The following is a 19,014-nucleotide window of genomic DNA, read 5'->3' on the forward strand; positions in this document are numbered from 1 at the left end:
GAGGAGCTGCATGTCGAACACGAACAAGCCCGCCGGCGCCGGCGGGGGTAACGCCACATCCGCACACCCCGCACTGGCGGATCTGCCGGACAAACTGAGGGTGCACGCGCTGGCGAAGCTGCTGGGCACCAGCAGCAAGGACGTCGTGGCGGCGCTCGCCGATCTGGGCGAGACCGTCAAGGGCGCCCAGTCGAGCGTGAGCCGCGACCTGGCGATCAAGGTCGCCGAGAGCCTGCTGAACTGGGACGACATCGTCACCGGGGACGTCGACGAAGCCACCGAGGAACCGGCCGTGCCGGCCCGCGAGGTGACCGCTCTCACACCGCTGTTCGCTCCGCCGTCCGCGGTGTTCCTGCCGCCCGCCCCGGTCGTCGCCCCGGCGCCGGCCGCGGCGGAGGAGGAACCCGAGGATGAGCACGCCGACGACGCGTCCGCCGACGACGCCGGTGACGAGGGCGAAGGCCGCCGCCGCCGTCGTCGTGGCCGGCGTGGCCGCGGTCGCGGCAAGGGCGTGGGCGAGGACGGGCACGGCGAGGACGAGTCCGGCGAGGAGCCGGCCGCGGCGGAGGCCGAGGAGGTCCCCGCCGAGGACGAAGGCCCCGCGGACGAGGACTCGGACGGGGGCACCAGCCGTCGTCGCCGTCGCCGTCGCCGCCGCAAGGTGGGCGCGGACGAAGAAGCTGCCCCCGGCGAGGACGACCCGCCCAACACGGTCGTGCACGTCCGCGAGGTCCGCGACGCGCGCGACGACAAGGCCGACTCCGAGGCCGCCCAGAGCGAGGTGCGCAGCGTGCGCGGCTCGACCCGGCTGGAGGCCAAGCGCCAGCGCCGCCGGGATGGCCGCGAGGCCGGCCGCCGTCGTGCCCCGGTGCTGTCCGAGGCCGAGTTCCTGGCCCGCCGCGAAGCCGTCGAGCGCACCATGGTGGTGCGCGAGCGCGGCGAGCGCACGCAGATCGGTGTGCTGGAGGACGGCGTGCTCGTGGAGCACTTCGTCACCTCGTCGGGCAGCGGCTCCCTGGTCGGCAACGTCTACCTGGGCCGCGTGCAGAACGTGCTGCCGTCCATGGAGGCGGCGTTCATCGACATCGGCCGCGGGCGCAACGCCGTCCTGTACGCGGGCGAGGTCGACTGGGACGCGGCCGGCCTGGAGGGCAAGGCCCGCAAGATCGAGCAGGCGCTCTCCTCCGGCGACAGCGTCCTGGTGCAGGTCACCAAGGACCCGGTCGGCCACAAGGGCGCCCGGCTGACCACGCAGATCAGCCTGCCCGGCCGGTTCCTGGTGTACGTGCCGGGCGGCGGCGCGACGGGCATCAGCCGCAAGCTGCCCGACAACGAGCGCAAGCGCCTCAAGGACATCCTCAAGCGCGTCGTCCCCGAGGACGCGGGCGTGATCATCCGCACCGCCTCGGAGGGCATCGCCGAGGACGAGTTGGGCCGCGACGTGACGCGCCTCCAGGCGCAGTGGCAGGTCATCAAGGAGAAGGCCGACACACCCAAGGCCCAGGCTCCGCAGTTGCTGTACGAAGAGCCAGACCTGCTGGTCAAGGTCGTGCGCGACCTGTTCACCGAGGACTTCGCGGCGCTCATCGTCCAGGGTTCGGACGCGTGGGACACCATCGAGGCCTACGTCCGCCACGTCGCGCCGGACCTCCAGGGACGCCTGCGCCGGCACGTGGGCAACAGCGACGTCTTCGTCGAGCACCGCATCGACGAACAACTGCTCAAGGCCCTGGACCGCAAGGTCTGGCTGCCGTCCGGCGGGTACCTGGTGATCGACCGGACCGAGGCCATGACGGTCATCGACGTGAACACCGGCAAGTTCACCGGATCGGGTGGAAACCTGGAAGAGACGGTGACCCGCAACAACCTGGAGGCGGCGGAGGAGATCGTCCGCCAGCTCCGGCTGCGGGACATCGGCGGCATCATCGTGATCGACTTCATCGACATGGTCCTGGAGTCCAACCGCGACCTGGTGCTGCGCAGGCTGACGGAGTGCCTGGGCCGCGACCGGACGCGCCACCAGGTGGCCGAGGTGACGTCGCTGGGCCTGGTCCAGATGACCCGCAAGCGGGTCGGCACGGGCCTGCTGGAGGCGTACTCGACCACCTGCGAGCACTGCCGGGGCCGGGGCCTGATCGTGTCGACCGAGCCGGTCCACTCGCACGGCCCGTCGAACGGCCAGAGCCAGGGCCAGCAGCAACAGCAGCAGCAGAGCCGCAAGTCGCGGCGCGGCAAGGGCGCGGAAACGCCCGAGCCGGTGGCCGAGATCGTGGTCGAGCCGACCGAGGAGCCCCAGGCGGTCACCGAGCAGTCCACATCGGACGAGCCGCTCGCGGCCGTGGTCGAGGAGGAGGTGGTGACGGAGCCGAAGCGCGAACGCCGCCAACGCCGCCGCGCCCGCCGCGAAGCCGGTGCGGTGACCCGCCCCGACAACGGCGGCGACACCGGTGGCCACGCCGACACCGCCCCGGCCCAAGAGCAGCCCGCCACTCCGCGTGCAGTCGCCCACAGCGAGCCGACGGCCCCGACGCACGGCGAGCCCGCCGAGTCCGGTGCCGACACGGTCGCCCAGGCGGTTTCCGCGCCCTCCGATCAGCCCCAGTCCGGTTCGACGGGGCGCGCGTCGACCCGGTCGGGTCGACGTCGGTCTGGCTCGGCTGACGCAGGCCCGGTCCAGGCTGGTCCGACCCAGTCGGATCCGGTCCAGTCCGGTCCGGTGCCGGCCGCGGAGCAGTCCGCACCTCGTGCCGCGGCCGAAGCCCCGTCCGAGCCCGCGCCGTCCACACCGGCCGAGCCCGCGGACGAGCCCCTCGTCCAGCCGCCCACCCAGGTCGGCACGGCGGAGGCCAACGCGGCCGACCAGTCGCAGAACGGCCACCCCGAGCCCGTGGCAGCCACCCGCCGGCGCACCCGCCGGGCCGCCTCACGGCCCGCCGGCCCGCCGCTGGGCGTCGTCAAAGAAGGCTGATCCGCCGTCGGGTGTGACCCCGGGACTCCGGGGTCACACCGGCGGTGAGCTGCGAAACCAGGTCGCACCGACCCCGGTTTGACCCCGCAGTCCACCGCCACGTAACCTGATACACGGCCCGCCGTCCGGTGGGCCCTGTCGTGCGAAGCCCAGTCCACGGTCATCCAGTGGCACTGAGGCGCGCGTGGCCCCGTCCCGTCGAGTAGCAGGAGACTTCCGTCCCGATGTACGCGATCGTCAAGACCGGCGGCAAGCAGTACAAGGTGGCTGTCGGCGACGTCATCGAGGTCGAGAAGCTCGAGGGCGAGCCGGACACCGAGATCACGTTCGCGGCGCCGCTTCTCGTGGTTGACGGCACTGACGTCACCTCCGCCGCCGACGCCCTGGCGAAGATCTCGGTGACCGGCAAGGTCGTCGAGCAGACCAAGGGCCCCAAGATCCGCATCCACAAGTTCAAGAACAAGACCGGCTACCACAAGCGCCAGGGTCACCGCCAGAAGCTGACCCGCGTCGAGGTCACCGGCATCACCGGTAAGTGAGGATCTGACTAGCCATGGCACACAAGAAGGGCGCGTCCAGCTCCCGCAACGGCCGTGACTCGAACCCCCAGTACCTCGGGGTCAAGCGGTTCGGCGGTCAGGTCGTCAAGGCCGGCGAGATCCTGATCCGCCAGCGCGGCACCAAGTTCCACCCCGGCGTCAACGTCGGGCGTGGCAAGGACGACACGCTGTTCGCCCTCACCCCCGGTGCGGTCGAGTTCGGCATGAAGCGCGGCCGCAAGACCGTGAACATCGTCCCGGTCGAGTCCGCCGCCTGAGTACGTCCCTCCTGAGCGCCGTGTGTCCGCGGGAATGCGCGGACCACGGCGCTCAGTAGTGTTCAGAGAGTTCGTCCGCACCTAGCGCTTGGAAGTGATTCCCCGTGTCCCGTTTTGTCGACCGGGTGGTGATCCACGTCGCCGCCGGCGATGGCGGCAACGGGGTCGCCTCCGTCCACCGGGAGAAGTTCAAGCCGCTGGGCGGCCCGGACGGCGGCAACGGCGGCAAAGGCGGCGACGTCGTCCTGATCGTCGACTCGCAGGTCCACACCCTGCTGGACTTCCACTTCCGCCCGAACGCGTCCGCCGGCAACGGCAAGGGCGGCCAAGGCGGCAACCGCGACGGCGCGAACGGCGCCGACCTGGAACTGCGCGTGCCGGACGGCACCGTGGTGCTCACGCCAGAGGGCGAGGTCGTCGCAGACCTCACCGGTGAAGGCACCCGGCTCATCGCCGCCCAGGGCGGGCGTGGCGGCCTCGGCAACGCGTCCCTGGCGTCCAAGGCCCGCAAGGCTCCCGGCTTCGCCCTGCTCGGTGAACCCGGCGAGCAGCACGACCTGGTGCTGGAGCTCAAGTCCGTCGCCGACGTGGGCCTGCTGGGCTTCCCGTCGGCGGGCAAGTCGTCGCTGATCTCGGTGCTGTCCGCGGCCAAGCCGAAGATCGCCGACTACCCGTTCACCACGCTGGTGCCGAACCTGGGCGTGATCACCGGCGGCGAGACCATCTTCACCATGGCCGACGTGCCCGGCCTGATCCCCGGCGCGTCCGAGGGCAAGGGCCTCGGCCTGGACTTCCTGCGGCACATCGAACGCTGCGCGGTGCTCGTGCACGTGGTCGACTGCGCCACCTACGAACCCGGCCGCGACCCGCTGTCCGACATCGACGCGCTCGAACAGGAACTCGCGAAGTACACGCCGTCGCTGGCCGACGACCTGGCCGAACGTCCACGCGTCGTGGTGCTGAACAAGATCGACATCCCGGAGGCGCGGGATCTGGCGGAGATCGTGCGCCCGGACATCGAGGCCCGCGGCCTGCCGGTGTTCGAGGTGTCCACGGCCACTCGGGAAGGCCTGCGCGAGCTGACCTACGCGCTGGCCCGCGTGGTCGAGGAGTACCGGGCGTCGCGGCCCAAGCAGGAGTCGACCCGGATCGTGCTGCGGCCGACCGCCGTGGACGACGCCGGCTTCACCGTGGTGGAGGACCCGCAGGTCGAAGGCGGTTTCATCGTGCGCGGCGAACGGGCCGAGCGGTGGATCCGCCAGACGGACTTCAGCAACGACGAGGCCGTCGGCTACCTGGCGGACCGCCTGGCCCGGCTGGGCGTGGAGGACGTGCTGGTCAAGATGGGCGCGCTGCCCGGCTGCCAGGTCACCATCGGCGACCTGGTGTTCGACTGGGAACCGTCCACCCCGGCCGGCATCGCCATGACCATGACCGGTCGCGGCACGGATGCCCGCCTCGAAGCCGGCAACCGGGTCGGCGCGTCCGAGCGGCTGGCAGCCAAGAAGGCGCGGCGGCTACCCGGCGGCTCCGAGGACTTCGAAGAGGACGAGTGATCGGCTCGGTGTTGTCGCAGGCTCGGCAAGCGGTCTCGGCGGCGAGCCGGGTCGTGGTGAAGGTCGGGTCGTCGTCGCTGACCACAGCGGAGGGCGGCCTGGACCGTTCCCGGCTGGATGCCCTGGTGGACGCCGTCGCGGCCCGCTGCGCGGCAGGCAGCCAGGTGGTCCTCGTGTCGTCCGGCGCGATCGCCGCCGGCCTGGCGCCCTTGGGCGTGACCCGTCGGCCACGTGACCTGGCGACCCAGCAGGCGGCGGCCAGCGTCGGGCAGCTCACCCTGGCACACGCCTACGCGAACTCGTTCGGCCGGTACGCGCTGACCGTCGGACAAGTCCTGCTCACCGCGGACGACGTCGTCCGGCGGTCGCACTACCGCAACGCCCAACGCACGTTCTCCCGCCTGCTGGCACTCGGCGCGGTGCCGGTCGTGAACGAGAACGACACCGTCGCCACCGAGGAGATCCGGTTCGGCGACAACGACCGACTGGCCGCCCTCGTGGCACACCTGGTCGGCGCGGACGCCCTGTTCCTTCTGTCGGACGTCGACGCCCTGTACGACGGAGACCCACGCCGCCCCGGCGCGCAACGCGTCACCGAGGTCGCCGGCGCGGCCGACGTCGACGGCGTCCGCGCCGGCTCGGTCGGCGCGTCCGGCCTCGGCACGGGCGGCATGGCGTCCAAGCTCGCCGCTGCCCGCCTGGCGGCGTCGGCAGGCATCCCGGTGCTCCTGGCGGGCGCGACCGACGCCGCGCGCGCGCTGAGCACGGCCGACGTGGGCACGGCCTTCGCCGTCACCGGCCCACGCCTGACCGCGCGCCGCTTCTGGCTCGGTCACGCCGCCGACGCGACCGGCAGGCTCACCCTGGACGACGGTGCCGTCGCGGCCGTCGTCGGCCGCCGCCGTTCGCTCCTGGCGGCAGGCATCACCTCGGTCGACGGCGTGTTCGAGGCCGGCGACGTGGTCGAGCTGGTCGACCTGTCCGGCCACGTGGTCGCACGCGGCGTCGTCGGCTTCGACGCAGGCGAACTGCCCGCCCTGATCGGCCGCTCCAGCCACGACCTACCCGCCGAACAGCGCCGCGAAGTCGTGCACGCCGACGACTTGGTCCCGCTGCCCACGCACTGAAGCGGCGTCCCGGCAACAGCGGCGTCCCGGCACCGCAGCTCGCGCCCCGCCCTAACGCAGCTCGCTGCCGTCACGTCCCGTTCTAACGCAGCTCGCTGCCCTTGGTCTCGGGCAACGTGACGATGACCGCGAACGCGACCGCCGCTCCCACCGCGACGTACCAGAAGAACGTCGTGCCCGGCAGGATCTTGATGACCAGCGGAGCGGTTCCGCCGAACAACGCGACTGTCAGGTTGTACCAGGCCCCGATTCCCAGCCCGCGCAACTCCGTCGGGAACAGCTCGCTCATCACCGCCGGCGCGATCGACGTCATGGCCGTGTAGAACCCCAGCCCCACGCAGAACACGACGATCAGCCCGCCCAGTCCGGGACCGATCAGCGTGGACAACGGCACCACCAGCACCGCGGTGGCCGCCGACCACACCAAGAGCTGAGGCTTTCGCCCGATCCGGTCGGACAACGCCCCCATCGGGTACTGGAGGGCGATGAACAGGACGGTGGCGATCGACAACGCCAGGAACACGTCCACCGCGTCCGCCTTGCGCGTGGTGACCGCGAACGGCGTCAGCGCACTGAAGAACGTGTAGTAGCACAACGTGGACAGCATGGTGAAACCCACCAACCGCCCCACGGCCTTCGGGTGCTCCCGCAACGTCGTCCGCAACGGCCCCTTGAGCTGCTCGGCCTTGACCTTGTTCTGCGCGAACTGCTCCGTCTCCTCCAGGTTCCGCCGCAACCACAGCCCGACCAGCCCCAACACCCCGCCGACGAGGAACGGAATCCGCCACCCGTAGCTCGCCAGGTCGGCCTGGCTCATCGTCCGAGCCAACGTGAACCCGAGCAACGACGCCACCAGCAGCGCGACACCGGTCGAGATGTAGAAGAACGCCGAATACCGCCCTCGCCGATCCGCCGGAGCGATCTCGGCGAGGTAGGCCGACGCGTTCGACACCTCACCACCCAGCGAAAGCCCCTGGGCGATCCGCGCCACCACGAGCAGAACCGGCGCCAACCACCCGACCTGCGCATAGGTGGGCAACACCGCGATCGCCACGGACCCGCCCGCCATCAGGACGATGGTGAGGATCATCGCGGTCCGCCGCCCACGCAGGTCGGCGAAACGGCCGAGCAGGTAGCCACCGAGAGGTCGGAAGAAGAACGCCAAGGCGTACGTCGCCAACGTGTTGATCAACGCCAGTTGCTCGTTGTCCTTCGGGAAGATCTGCGTCGCGAAGTAGATGCTGAACGTCGCATAGATCGTCCAGTCGTACCACTCGATGGCGTTCCCGATGCTCGCCGCGATGAGCTTGCGGACCGGTAGTCGGTGCTTGACCTCGACGGCTGCCATGGTGGGACACAACCACAAAGCGTTCGCAGTCGGTAGATCCCTCACCGAATTCGTCCGATAGGCCTCCATTCCCGGGCGAGCAGGCCGAACAGCAGGTCGTCCGTCCACTCGTCCTTGATCCACGTGTGTTCGACCAGGTGTCCTTCACGTCGGAAACCCAGCCGTGCCAACAGTTTCGCCGAAGGTTCGTTGCGCGCGTCACACTCGGCGGACACCTTGTGCAGCCCGCGTTCGACGAACAGGTGCTCCAGCATCAGGCCCACGGCCTCCGTCGCGTACCCGTTGCCCTGGTGGGCGGTCGCGATGGTGTAGCCGATGTCCGCCTGTCTCCGGTTCTCGCGCAGGTTCACGCCGACGTCGCCGACGAGCGCCCCGTCCACCTCGACGGCGTACTGGAACCAGCCCGGCTCGGCCGGGTCCAGCACAGCCATCTCCCGCATGAACTCCTCGGCCAGCGCCAGCGGGAACGGCGGTTCCCACGACTGGTACCGAGCCACCTCCGGATCCGACCGGTACGCCGCGAACGCGGGTGCGTCGCCCGGCCGGAAACGTCGTAGCGCCAACCGTTCCGTTGTCAGTGTCACGCCGTCACCGCCAACGCGAACGGCAGTACGGCACGTGCGCCCGCCTGCCGCAGCAGCCGTGCCGCGACCGTCATCGTCCAGCCGGTGTCGATCTGGTCGTCCACCAACAGCACCGGTCCATCCACAGTGGACAGATCGGGAACCTCGGTCGACCGCACCAGACCGGCCAGCCGCTGCGCGCTGTTCGCCCGGCGCACGGACTCGCCCAGCCACACCTGGCCGAGCAGCGGGAGCCGCCCGATGGCCGAGATGCGCTGTCCGAAGCTGCCCACCAACTCCGGACGGCCGCGCGAACCCACCGTCACGACGCCCACCGGCCGCTCCGGCCACCCCCACGCCGACAGCACCTTCACGCACGCCGCGAAGACGTCCTCCGGCACCTCCTGGTCGTCCCCGCCGAACAGCGACCGCAACCGGTTGCCCCACCCGATGTCGGTCAGCCGCCCCAACGCCCGCCCGGTCTCGGCCGCCTCGCCCGCCGGGATGCGTCCGGACAGCCCCACTCCGACCGCCGCCATGCCGGTCGGCCACTGCTTGCGCGGCTCGACCTCCACACCGGGCCGCAGCAGCCGTTCCCGCGCCGCCGACGCGGCGTCCGAAGACACCTCCGCCGACCACCGCTGCCCGGTGCAGTTGTCACACCGGCCGCACGGCGCCGCGTGCGGATCGTCCAACTGCCGCAACAGGAATTCCATCCGGCACCCGGTCGTGGTCAGGTAGTCCAGCACCGCCTGCTGCTCGACCTTCCGCGCCGCGTCGATCCGCGCGTACCGCTCCGCGTCGTACGACCACGCCCGCCCGGTCGACTCCCAACCGCCACGCACCCGCCGCACGGCCCCGTCCACGTCGAGCACCTTCAGCACGACTTCCAGCCGAGTGCGCGACAGCTCCACCATCGGCTCCAGCGCCGCCGTGGACAACGTCCGCCCCGCCTCGGCCAACGCGTCCAGCACCTGCCGCACCACCCGCTCCGGCGGGAACGCCAGCGACGCGAAGTACGCCCAGATGTCCCGGTCCTCCGGCCCCGGCAGCAGCAGCACCTCGGCCCGCTCCACACCACGGCCCGCACGCCCGATCTGCTGGTAGTAGGCGATGGGGGAGGGCGGCGCGCCGAGGTGCAACACGAACCCCAGGTCCGGCTTGTCGAACCCCATGCCCAGCGCCGATGTCGCCACCAGCGCCTTGACGCGGTTCGCCAGCAGGTCCTCCTCCGCACGCTGCCGCTCCGCCGGGTCGGTGCGGCCCGAGTACGCCGCCACCGGGTAGCCGCGCTCCCGCAAGAACGCCGCCACGTCGTCGGCGGACGCCACCGTCAGCGTGTAGATGATCCCCGACCCCGGCAGCCGGTCGAGCTGCTCGGCCAGCCACCCCAACCGAGCCTCGGCGTTGGGCAACCGGACCGCCGCCAGCCGCAGGCTTTCCCGGTCCAGCGGCCCGCGCAGCACCAGCGTGTCCGAACCGGCCCCCAACCCGAGCTGGTCGGCCACGTCCCGCACCACCCGGTCGTTGGCCGTCGCGGTCGTCGCCAGCACCGGCACCCCGGCCGGAAGCTCTGTCAGCAACGTCCGCAGCCGCCGGTAGTCGGGCCGGAAATCGTGGCCCCAATCCGAAATGCAATGCGCCTCGTCGACCACCAGCAGCCCTGCCGATGATGTCAGTGAAGGGAGCACCGAGTCACGGAAATCCGGATTGTTCAACCTTTCCGGTGAAACCAGCAGCACGTCGACCTCGCCGGCCGCCACCCGGTCCTGCACGTCCTGCCATTCATCCGTATTGGCCGAATTGATGGTCGCCGCGTGCACCCCGGCGCGCGCCGCCGCGTCGACCTGGTTGCGCATCAAGGCCAGCAACGGCGAGACGATCACCGTCGGCCCCTCGCCCAGGGCTCGCAGCAACGCCGTGGCGATGAAGTACACAGCGGACTTGCCCCAACCCGTCCGCTGCACCACCAACGCCCGCCGCCGGTCGGCGACCAGCGCGTGGATGGCTGTCCACTGGTCATCGCGCAACACCGCCTGAGGACCCGCCAAAGCCCTCAGTCGCTCATCGGCCAGTGCGCGCAATGCCATTTCATCCACGGGACCACCATGGCAGAGAGGTACGACAGTTTCCCATTGCCACCCCTGGCCGAAGCGGATCGAGTCCCGGCCGCTGGGAACCTCGGCGACAGCCACCAACGGGTGACCGTAGTCTGGTTCACGTGACTGACGACCTGCGCGAACAGGTGCACGCCGCCGCCCGGCGCGCCCGCGTCGCCGCCGACGAACTCGTCCTGGCCACCCGCGAGCGCAAGGACGCCGCGCTGCACGAGATGGCCGCCGCGCTGCGCGCCCGTGCCCACGAAGTCCTGGAAGCCAACGCCAAGGACATCGAGGCCGGCCGCGCGGCGGGCCTGTCCGAAGGCCTGCTGGACCGCTTGGCGCTGGACGAGAAGCGCGTCGACGGCGTGGCGAAGGGCCTGGAGACGGTGGCCGGCCTGATCGACCCGGTAGGCGAGGTGCTGCGCGGCTCGGTCCTGCCGAACGGCGTGGAGCTGCGGCAGGTGCGTGTCCCGATGGGCGTGGTCGGCATGGTCTACGAGGCCCGCCCGAACGTCACGGTCGACGCCGCCGGCCTCGCGTTGAAGTCCGGCAACGCCGCCCTGCTGCGCGGCTCGTCCTCCGCCGAGCACTCGAACACCGCGCTGGTCGCGATCCTGCGCGACGCACTGGAGAGCGCCGGGCTGCCCGCCGACTGCGTGCAACTGCTGCCGTGCCACGACCGCGCCTCGGTCACCCACCTGATCACCGCCCGCGGCTTGGTCGACCTGGTGATCCCGCGCGGCGGGGCCGGGCTGATCAACGCGGTCGTGCAGCAGGCCACCGTGCCGACGATCGAGACCGGCGTGGGCAACTGCCACGTCTACGTCGACGCGGCGGCCGACCTCGACATGGCCGAGCGGATCGTGCTCAACTCCAAGACCCGCCGCACGAGCGTGTGCAACGCGGCCGAGTCGCTGCTGGTGCACGCCGCCATCGCGGACGAGTTCGTGCCCCGCATCACCGCCGCGCTCCAGGCCCAGGAGGTCACCGTCCACGGCGACGACGCCTTCGCTCGCCAGAACGGCGTCGAGCAGGCCACCGACGAGGACTGGGACACCGAGTATCTGTCGCTCGACATCGCGGCCCGCGTGGTGGACTCGCTGGACGAGGCGGTGCGGCACATCGCGGCCCACGGCTCCGGTCACACCGAGGCGATCGTGACCGGCGACGTCCGGGCCGCACGCCAGTTCACCGCGCGGGTGGACGCGGCGGCGGTGATGGTCAACGTCTCCACGGCGTTCACCGACGGCGCGGAGTTCGGGATGGGCGCCGAGATCGGCATCTCCACCCAGAAGCTGCACGCGCGCGGCCCGATGGGGTTGTCCGAACTGACCTCGTCGAAGTGGATCGCGTGGGGAGAGGGGCACGTCCGCCCGTCGTCGTGAGTTCCGTGCCGGCCGGAACCTCCGGTCGCCGTCATTCGCTTCGGCGGATACCGAACCTCCGTTTGGCCGATGACGTGACCATCGGGAACGGCAGACTGGATCGTGGACAGCGCAGTCTTCCGGTGAGGTGGTTCCCATGGGCAAGTGGAGTCTGGAAGTCGACCGGGGCACGTGCATCGGCACCGGGGTGTGCATCGGGATGGCACCGGACCACTTCCGGCTCGAAGGTGGCACATCGACGCCGGTCAACGAATCGGTCGACCCGGACGACGTGGTCGTCGACGCGGCCGAGTCGTGTCCGATGGAGGCGATCCTGCTGCGTGACTCGGACGGTTCGGTGCTCGCTCCGCAAAGCTGACGCCGGGTGACCGGCGTCACTCCGATCGGACTAAAAATCTTCAGTCAATCGCGTCATACCTGCGTGAGCGCTGTGTCCCACTGTCGCGCGGCTCTGCTTCGGGGTGGGCCGCGTTCCGCGTAGGCGGCCTCCTCCCCCAGGGCCGCGGACGGGGAGTCCGAGTGCGCGGGCGGCTGATCGGGGAGCGACCGGTCGCCCGCGCACCACCCGAACTAGGCTCACGTCCCATGTCCAACCGCCGGATCGGCGTCATGGGTGGCACCTTCGACCCGGTGCACCACGGCCACCTCGTCGCGGCCAGTGAGGTCCAGGCCCGGTTCGAGCTCGACGAAGTGATCTTCGTGCCGACCGGCGAGCCGTGGCAGAAGAGCGAACGCGAGGTCAGCCCCGCCGAGGACCGCTACCTCATGACGGTCATCGCGACCGCGTCCAACCCGAGGTTCTCCGTCAGCCGCGTGGACATCGACCGAGGTGGCCCCACGTACACGGTCGACACGCTCAGTGACCTGAAGGGCATGCACCCGGACGCGGAGCTGTTCTTCATCACCGGCGCCGACGCGCTCGAACAGATCCTGTCCTGGCGACGAGCCGACGACGTGTTCGGGCTGGCCCACTTCATCGGTGTCACCAGGCCCGGCTACGAGCTGGTCGACACCCATCTGCCGCCGGGCGCGGTGTCGCTGGTGGAGGTGCCCGCGATGGCCATCTCGTCCACCGCAGTCCGGGACCGCACGGCCTCCGGCCTGCCCGTCTGGTACCTCGTGCCCGATGGTGTCGTTCAGTACATCTCCAAGCGGAGGCTTTACTCGGTGCCGGACTGACGCCGGACGCCGGTACCCTCATTGACTCGTGCGGACGTATCGGCGCCCGCCGAGGTGATGAGGAGAAACGTGGCAGCCACCGACGAGGCACGACGGTTGGCGCTGGTCGCCGCAAACGCGGCGGCCGATAAGAAGGCGCACGACGTGATCGTGCTCGACGTGTCCGACCAACTGGTGATCACGGACGTGTTCGTGATCGCGTCCGCTCCCAACGAGCGGCAGGTCGGCGCGATCGTGGACAACATCGAGGAGAAGCTGCGCGAGGCCGGCCGCAAGCCGGTCCGCCGTGAAGGCGCGCGCGAAGGCCGCTGGGTCCTGCTGGACTTCGTGGACGTCGTGGTGCACGTCCAGCACATGGAGGAACGCTCCTTCTACGGCCTCGAACGGCTGTGGAAGGACTGCCCGCGCATCGAGTTCGACGCGGGACCTGTGGCCGACGAGGTCGCCGAGGCATGACCCTGAACCGGCTCGTGCTGTGGCGGCACGGTGAGACCGACTACAACGCGACCGGGCGCATGCAGGGCCACCTGGACTCGGCGCTGACCGAGACCGGCTGGAACCAGGCGCGGTTCGCGGTGCCGGTGCTCGCCGGGTTCGCACCCGAGCTGGTGGTTGCCTCCGACCTGCGGCGGGCTCGTGACACGGCGACCGTGTTCACGTCCGCCACGGGTGTCGGATTGCGGGTCGACGAACGGCTCCGGGAGACGAATCTCGGCAAGTGGCAGGGCCTGACCGGCGACGAGATCGAGATCGAGTGGCCGGGTCTGCTCGACGCGTGGAGGGCCGACGGGACACTCGCGCCGCCGGACGGCGAGACGCGGGTCGAGGTGGCCGAGCGGGCGTCGGCGGTGGTCGACGCGGTGGACGAGGAGTTCTCCGGGACCGTGCTGCTGTGCGCGCACGGCGGGCTGATCAGCGCGTTGACCGGGCGGCTGCTGGACCTGCCGGTGGACCGGTGGGCGCTGCTGGGCGGCATCGGCAACTGCCACTGGACGGTGTTCACCCGGCGTCCGCAGGGCGACGGGCGTTGGCGGCTGTCGTCGTATAACGCCGGAACCACCCGGTGAGACTGCTCGTACTGGGTGACTCGCTGACGTTCCACGGTCCGCAGGGGCCGCTGCCCGCAGACCACCCGGAGCTGTGGCCGAACGTCGCTGCCGCCGCTCTGGGCGGGCACGCGGAGCTGGCGGCGGGGTTCGGGTGGACCGCGCGGGACGCCTGGTGGGCGTTGACCGGTGACCCGCGTGTCTGGTCGCTGCTGCCGCGCACCGACGTGCTCGTGCTGGCCGTGGGGCATATGGACACGCTGCCGTCGCCGTTGCCCACGTTCCTGCGTCAAGGGTTGCGTTATCTGCGTCCTGATGGGGTCCGGCGGCGGGCCCGGAGTGCCTATCGGGCCCTTCAGCCTGGGCTGTCGCGCCTGTTCGGAGGGTTTCCGGTGGCGTTGCCGCCGCATCTCACGGTGCGGTACCTGGACTCGTGCGTGCGTGCGGTGCACGCGTTCGAGCCCGGCATCCGGGCGGTGGGGATGACGCCCTCGGTGCACCGCTCCCCGGCGTACGCGAACGTGCACAGCGGACGTCCGGCGGCCGAGCGCGCGGTGCGCACGTGGGCTGCCGGGGCCGGCGTTCCGCTGCTGGACGTGCCCGCGCTGGTGGGCGAGCACGTCCGGGCCCGGCGCGGCAACCCGGACGGGATGCACTGGGGCTGGGAGGGCCACGCGCTGGTGGGCGCGGCCATGGCCGATCTCGTCAGGTCCGTGGCGGTCAGCCCCTCGGGTGTGGGCGAGCCGTAGTCTCGGCACTCGTGTCCACCACGATCGTCACCGACTCCACGGCGTACCTGCCGGAGGGGTTCGCCGAGCGGCACGGCATCCGGGTCGTCCCGCTGCATGTCGCGGTGGACGGCCGGAGCAGGCTCGACGGTGTCGACTTCGGGCCCGCGGAACTCGCCGCGGCCTTGGGGGAGCACCGCCGCGTCACCACGTCCAGACCCACGCCCGGCGAGCTGGCCGAGGTGTACCGGTCGGCGTTCGCCGAGGGCGCGGACAAGATCGTGTCGGTGCACCTGTCCCGTGAGCTGTCCGGGACGTGGGAGGCGGCGCGGCTGGCGGCCGAGGAGGTTGATCCGGAGCGCATCCGGGTGGTGGACTCCCGGGCGACCGGGATGGGATTGGGTTTTGCCGTGCTTGCGGCCTGCGCGGCGGGCGGCGACGGGACGCGGGCCGTGGAGGCCGCGAACCGTGCGGCCGAGCGGACTCGGATGTTCTTCTGCGTGGAGACCTTGGACCACCTGCGGCGGGGCGGTCGGATCGGCGCGGCGGCGGCCTTGGTCGGTACGGCGCTGGCGGTCAAGCCTCTGCTGCACGTGGACGACGGTCGGATCGTGCCGCTGGAGAAGGTGCGCACGATGGGCCGTGCGATCGGCCGGCTGGTGGATCTGGCGGCGTCCGCCGCGGGCTCCGGTCCGGTCGGGCTGGCGGTGCACCATCTGGCGGCTCCGGAACGTGCGGCGGAGCTGGCGACGCGCTTGGACGAGCGGGTTCCCGGCTCGGACGGATGCCTGATTTCCGAGGTGGGAGCGGTGATCGGCGCTCACACCGGCCCTGGAGTGCTGGGTGTCGTGGTCCTGCCGGGCGGCTACGAGTAAGCGAGTTATCCACAGCCCGAAAATCTGTCCACAGATCCCGAATCGCCGCTGGGCCCACTCCGCCACCCGGCCTAGTCTCGATCACATGTTCGACAACAACCCGGATCCCACATCAGCCCGACTCGACGCCCTGATCGCCAAGACCCAGGGCAGACACCAAGCCGAGGACACCCCGCTGGTCGTCTTCGCGTCCTCGGCGGGCGGTGCCGACCCGCCAGGCCGGCTGCGTGCTCTGGCACGCCGACTGCTGACCCACCGGCTGGCCGGCGTGCCGCTGCCCCGTCGTCCCCTGGTCTACGTAGGCGTGCTGGCCGGCGTGGCGCTGGCCGTCATGCTCAGCCTGTGGTGGCAGCGCCCGGAGCCCGAGTCGCCGCCGGCCCTCCCGATGGCGGCGGCGGAGGTGACCAGGCTTCCCGAGCACGTGATCGTCAACGTGGTGGGCGAAGTCCCCAAGCCTGGCTTGGTGACGGTCACCAGCGGCGCCCGCGTCGCCGAGGCCGTGCAGGCGGCCGGCGGTCCCAACCCCGACGCCGACCTCCGCAGCCTCAACCTGGCCCGCCGGGTGTCCGACGGCGAGCAGATAGCCGTCGGAGTCCCGGTCCAGGGCCCGGAATCCCGGCCCCAACCACTCAACCTCAACACCGCGACCAAGGAGCAACTGGACGAACTACCCGGAGTAGGCCCCGTGACAGCTCAACGAATAGTCGAACGACGCCTCAAACGCGGCCCGTTCACCTCCATCGACCAACTCGGCGAGATCGAAGGAATAGGAGACACCAAGCTGGCCAGACTGGGCGACCTCGTCCGCCTCTGATCCCACCCCGACCGCCTTGCCCCGCTCAACCGCCTCGCCGCACCCAACCGCCATCGCCCCGACCCGCCACAACACCTGACCGACTAGGAGGAAACCCATGACACAGAGCAAGCCGAGCACCACCCATCAGCCCGTTCGAAGGACCCACCACCACTCCAAGGGCGTCGACCACAGCCCTGACCGGCGAACCGGGCCGTGAGTCCCCGCGCCTATCTCGTACCGGCAGCGCTGGCGGTCTGGGCGACCGCGTTGGTCGGCCTGCTCTGGACCTGGTGGGCAGGGGTCGCCGTAGGGCTTGCCGCAGGCGTGGTCGGCGGCGTAGTCCTCCGCCACTGGCGTTCGTCCGCCGTGGCGGTCGCGGTGGTCGGGCCGGTCGCGGCGTGCTGGATCGGCATGCAGGTGCACGAGTCCACCCACCACTCGCTGCGTGCGGCGGCGGAACACGGCGACCTGACGACCCTGCGACTGGAACTGTCCGACCGGCCGCGTGGTTTGCGTGCCGGTGGTTTCGGCTCACGGGCGAGCGGTGTCGACCTGGTCCTAGCCCAGGCGACGCTCGACGGCGACGGTGGTCGGGTCGCGGTGCTCGCACCGGCGGCGGCTTGGCGGGAACTGCTGCCCGGCCAACGGGTGCTGGCTCGTGGCACGCTCGCGCCGGCCAAGTCCGGCGAGCTGACGGTGGCCGTGCTCCGGGTTCGTGGCCCGCCCCGCGAGGTCACGCCGGCACCCGTGTGGCAGCGGGCCGCCGAGTCGTTGCGGGCAGGGCTGCGGGACGCGAGTGGCACGCTCGATCCCGAGCCTGCCGGGCTGCTGCCCGCGCTGGTGGTCGGCGACACATCCGGCCTGGCACCGAGAGTCGTGGACGAGTTCCGCACCGCCGGCTTGGCCCACGTGTTGGCGGTCAGTGGAGCGAACCTCGCGATCCTGTGCGGCGCGGTGCTGTTGGTGCTGCGGCTGCTCCGGTTCGGTCCACGGGGTTGCGCGGCGGGCGCAATGGCCGCGTTGGTCGGGTTCGTCGTGTTGGCCGGTCCGGAGCCGAGCGTGTTGCGGGCGGCGGTGATGGGCGCCGTGGCGTTGCTCGCCTTGGTGCTGGGGCGGGAGAGGTCGGCGTTGCCGGCGCTCGCCGCAGGGGTGGTCGTGTTGGTGCTGTACGACCCGCAGCTCGCTGTCGATCCGGGGTTCGGGTTGTCGGTCGTCGCCACGGCGGCCCTGGTGTTGGTCGCGCCTCGGTGGGCGGCCGGCATGCGGGACCGGGGCGTGCCGGTGGGGCTGGCCGAGGCGTTGGCGGTGCCCGCCGCCGCGCACCTCGCCACGGCTCCGCTGGTCGCCGGGATCTCGGGCCAAGTGAGTCTGGTCGCGGTGCTGGCGAACCTGCTGATCGCTCCGGTCGTGGCGCCGGCGACGGTGCTCGGGGTGCTCGCGGCCGTGCTCGCCCAGGTCCACCTGGGTACCGCTCGCTTCGTCGCCGAGGTGGCCGGTCCGGCGGCGGAGTGGCTGATCACCGTCGGGCGGCACGCGGCGGCCGTGCCGGGAGCGGCCGTGGCGTGGCCCGGAGGCTGGCTGGGCGGGGCGTTGCTGGCGGGTGTGGTGCTGCTGGCCTACGGCGTGCTGCGGCTGCGTCGGTTGCGGGTGTTGGCCGTGACTGTCGTCGTCGGGGTCGCCGTGGTGCTGGCGCCGGTCGAGGTGATCGCGCCTCGGTGGCCGGTGCCGGGTTGGGCGGTGGTGGCGTGTGACGTCGGACAGGGGGACGCGGTCGTCCTGGCGACGGCGGAGCGTGACCGGGCCGTGCTGGTCGACACCGGGCCGGATCCGGTGCCGGTGCTGGCCTGCCTGCGGCGGCTGGGTGTCCGGCGCGTGCCGCTGGTGGTGCTGAGCCACCTGCATGCCGACCACATCGGCGGGCTGGCGGCGGTGTTGGCGGAGCGGGGTGTCGGCGCGGTGGCCGTGGGGCCGTCGCGGAGGCCGGGTTGGGCGTGGGAGGAGGTGCGTGCGCGAGCGCGGGCCGCCGGGGTCCAGGTGGTCGAACTGGGTGTCGGGCAGCGGTTGAGCTGGTCGGGGCTGGAGTTGGACGTGCTGGGGCCGCGGGTGGTGTCGCGAGGGGATGAGAACACGGCGGTCAACGACGCGTCGGTGGTGCTGCGGGCGTCGACCGCCGCCGGGCGGGTGTTGCTGACCGGGGATGTCGAGCTGGCCGGGCAGGCCGGGCTGCTCGGCGACCACGTCGACCTGCGGGCCGATGTGCTGAAGGTGCCGCACCACGGGTCGCGCTCTTCGTCGCCGGCGTTTTTCGCGGCGGTGCGGCCACGAGTCGCGCTGGTGAGCGTCGGGGCGGGCAACCGCTATGGCCACCCCAGCGGGGTGCTGGTCGACGCCTTGGCGAGCCAGGGCGTGCTGGTGCTGCGCACAGATCGGGACGGTGACACCGCCGTCTTACCAGGTCCGGAGGGGCCTCGGGTCGTCCGTCGGGGCGATCCGCTGAAGAACAGCCGTTGAACACACCGAAAGG

The 19,014-nt window shown here is 71.4% G+C and carries 17 protein-coding genes; 14 read left to right on the forward strand and 3 right to left on the reverse strand.

Annotation, left to right across the window (positions count from 1 at the left end; all coding sequences use genetic code 11):
* The first annotated feature begins 10 nt into the window (after positions 1 to 10).
* The 5 genes from ACQPZF_RS07720 (at position 11) to proB (ending at position 6,468) form a co-directional block, all read left to right on the forward strand.
* Positions 11 to 2,968, forward strand: coding sequence for a translation initiation factor IF-2 N-terminal domain-containing protein (locus ACQPZF_RS07720; protein ID WP_433269709.1), 2,958 nt, complete (start codon positions 11 to 13; stop codon positions 2,966 to 2,968).
* Between the two features lie 224 nt (positions 2,969 to 3,192).
* Complete coding sequence (rplU, locus tag ACQPZF_RS07725; protein WP_433269711.1) at positions 3,193 to 3,507, forward strand: 50S ribosomal protein L21; 315 nt, start codon at positions 3,193 to 3,195, stop codon at positions 3,505 to 3,507.
* Between the two features lie 14 nt (positions 3,508 to 3,521).
* Positions 3,522 to 3,785, forward strand: a complete 264-nt coding sequence (gene rpmA, locus ACQPZF_RS07730) for a 50S ribosomal protein L27 (RefSeq protein WP_433269713.1) — start codon at positions 3,522 to 3,524, stop codon at positions 3,783 to 3,785.
* Between the two features lie 104 nt (positions 3,786 to 3,889).
* The gene (gene obgE, locus ACQPZF_RS07735) at positions 3,890 to 5,341 is read left to right on the forward strand and encodes a GTPase ObgE (protein WP_433269715.1); all 1,452 of its coding nucleotides are present in this window, start codon (positions 3,890 to 3,892) and stop codon (positions 5,339 to 5,341) included.
* A gap of 11 nt (positions 5,342 to 5,352) precedes the next feature.
* A complete protein-coding gene (gene proB / locus ACQPZF_RS07740; protein ID WP_433274470.1) occupies positions 5,353 to 6,468 on the forward strand; it encodes a glutamate 5-kinase in 1,116 nt (371 codons plus the stop codon).
* Between the two features lie 82 nt (positions 6,469 to 6,550).
* Here the strand turns inward: proB and ACQPZF_RS07745 are convergent, their stop codons facing one another.
* Genes ACQPZF_RS07745 through ACQPZF_RS07755 form a run of 3 tightly spaced genes read right to left on the reverse strand, consistent with a single transcriptional unit; the run spans position 6,551 to position 10,469 of the window.
* The gene (locus ACQPZF_RS07745) at positions 6,551 to 7,816 is read right to left on the reverse strand and encodes an MFS transporter (protein ID WP_433269717.1); all 1,266 of its coding nucleotides are present in this window, start codon (positions 7,814 to 7,816) and stop codon (positions 6,551 to 6,553) included.
* 41 nt (positions 7,817 to 7,857) lie between these two features.
* The gene (locus ACQPZF_RS07750) at positions 7,858 to 8,400 is read right to left on the reverse strand and encodes a GNAT family N-acetyltransferase (protein WP_433269719.1); all 543 of its coding nucleotides are present in this window, start codon (positions 8,398 to 8,400) and stop codon (positions 7,858 to 7,860) included.
* The gene (locus tag ACQPZF_RS07755) at positions 8,397 to 10,469 is read right to left on the reverse strand and encodes a RecQ family ATP-dependent DNA helicase (RefSeq protein ID WP_433269721.1); all 2,073 of its coding nucleotides are present in this window, start codon (positions 10,467 to 10,469) and stop codon (positions 8,397 to 8,399) included. The genes ACQPZF_RS07750 and ACQPZF_RS07755 overlap by 4 nt, the downstream gene beginning before the upstream one ends.
* A gap of 131 nt (positions 10,470 to 10,600) precedes the next feature.
* Between ACQPZF_RS07755 and ACQPZF_RS07760 the strand changes: the two genes are divergently transcribed.
* The 9 genes from ACQPZF_RS07760 to ACQPZF_RS07800 all read left to right on the forward strand — a co-directional run bounded on the left by ACQPZF_RS07760 (position 10,601) and on the right by ACQPZF_RS07800 (position 19,001).
* Complete coding sequence (locus ACQPZF_RS07760) at positions 10,601 to 11,866, forward strand: glutamate-5-semialdehyde dehydrogenase (protein ID WP_433269723.1); 1,266 nt, start codon at positions 10,601 to 10,603, stop codon at positions 11,864 to 11,866.
* 136 nt (positions 11,867 to 12,002) lie between these two features.
* Entirely contained in the window at positions 12,003 to 12,224 is a 222-nt protein-coding gene (locus tag ACQPZF_RS07765; protein ID WP_433269725.1) for a ferredoxin, read from the forward strand.
* A 227-nt stretch (positions 12,225 to 12,451) separates the two neighbouring features.
* Positions 12,452 to 13,045 carry a nicotinate-nucleotide adenylyltransferase gene (gene nadD, locus ACQPZF_RS07770; RefSeq protein WP_433269727.1) on the forward strand — a complete coding sequence of 198 codons (594 nt, stop codon included), beginning with the start codon at positions 12,452 to 12,454 and terminating at the stop codon, positions 13,043 to 13,045.
* A gap of 69 nt (positions 13,046 to 13,114) precedes the next feature.
* Positions 13,115 to 13,501, forward strand: a complete 387-nt coding sequence (gene rsfS, locus ACQPZF_RS07775) for a ribosome silencing factor (protein WP_433269729.1) — start codon at positions 13,115 to 13,117, stop codon at positions 13,499 to 13,501.
* Positions 13,498 to 14,112, forward strand: coding sequence for a histidine phosphatase family protein (locus tag ACQPZF_RS07780; RefSeq protein ID WP_433269731.1), 615 nt, complete (start codon positions 13,498 to 13,500; stop codon positions 14,110 to 14,112). The genes rsfS and ACQPZF_RS07780 overlap by 4 nt, the downstream gene beginning before the upstream one ends.
* Positions 14,109 to 14,840 carry a diglucosylglycerate octanoyltransferase gene (gene octT, locus ACQPZF_RS07785; protein ID WP_433269733.1) on the forward strand — a complete coding sequence of 244 codons (732 nt, stop codon included), beginning with the start codon at positions 14,109 to 14,111 and terminating at the stop codon, positions 14,838 to 14,840. Before ACQPZF_RS07780 ends, octT begins: the two co-directional genes overlap by 4 nt.
* A gap of 11 nt (positions 14,841 to 14,851) precedes the next feature.
* A complete protein-coding gene (locus tag ACQPZF_RS07790) occupies positions 14,852 to 15,694 on the forward strand; it encodes a DegV family protein (RefSeq protein ID WP_433269735.1) in 843 nt (280 codons plus the stop codon).
* An 85-nt stretch (positions 15,695 to 15,779) separates the two neighbouring features.
* Positions 15,780 to 16,508 (forward strand): helix-hairpin-helix domain-containing protein, encoded by a 729-nt coding sequence (locus tag ACQPZF_RS07795; RefSeq protein ID WP_433269737.1) that lies wholly within the window; start codon positions 15,780 to 15,782, stop codon positions 16,506 to 16,508.
* A gap of 195 nt (positions 16,509 to 16,703) precedes the next feature.
* Positions 16,704 to 19,001 (forward strand): DNA internalization-related competence protein ComEC/Rec2, encoded by a 2,298-nt coding sequence (locus ACQPZF_RS07800; protein ID WP_433269739.1) that lies wholly within the window; start codon positions 16,704 to 16,706, stop codon positions 18,999 to 19,001.
* Positions 19,002 to 19,014: the final 13 nt, after the last annotated feature.

This window comes from Actinosynnema sp. CS-041913, from assembly GCF_050942485.1.
GTDB lineage: Bacteria > Actinomycetota > Actinomycetes > Mycobacteriales > Pseudonocardiaceae > Actinosynnema.

Bases quoted from the DNA above. Each gene is read 5' to 3' on its own strand.
- ACQPZF_RS07780 (WP_433269731.1), top strand. From the start codon at position 13,498: ATGACCCTGAACCGGCTCGTGCTGTGGCGGCACGGTGAGACCGACTAC.
- ACQPZF_RS07765 (WP_433269725.1), top strand. From the start codon at position 12,003: ATGGGCAAGTGGAGTCTGGAAGTCGACCGGGGCACGTGCATCGGCACC.
- rplU (WP_433269711.1), top strand. From the start codon at position 3,193: ATGTACGCGATCGTCAAGACCGGCGGCAAGCAGTACAAGGTGGCTGTC.
- ACQPZF_RS07745 (WP_433269717.1), bottom strand. From the start codon at position 7,816: ATGGCAGCCGTCGAGGTCAAGCACCGACTACCGGTCCGCAAGCTCATC.
- ACQPZF_RS07795 (WP_433269737.1), top strand. From the start codon at position 15,780: ATGTTCGACAACAACCCGGATCCCACATCAGCCCGACTCGACGCCCTG.
- ACQPZF_RS07720 (WP_433269709.1), top strand. From the start codon at position 11: ATGTCGAACACGAACAAGCCCGCCGGCGCCGGCGGGGGTAACGCCACA.
- nadD (WP_433269727.1), top strand. From the start codon at position 12,452: ATGTCCAACCGCCGGATCGGCGTCATGGGTGGCACCTTCGACCCGGTG.
- rpmA (WP_433269713.1), top strand. From the start codon at position 3,522: ATGGCACACAAGAAGGGCGCGTCCAGCTCCCGCAACGGCCGTGACTCG.
- ACQPZF_RS07755 (WP_433269721.1), bottom strand. From the start codon at position 10,469: ATGGCATTGCGCGCACTGGCCGATGAGCGACTGAGGGCTTTGGCGGGT.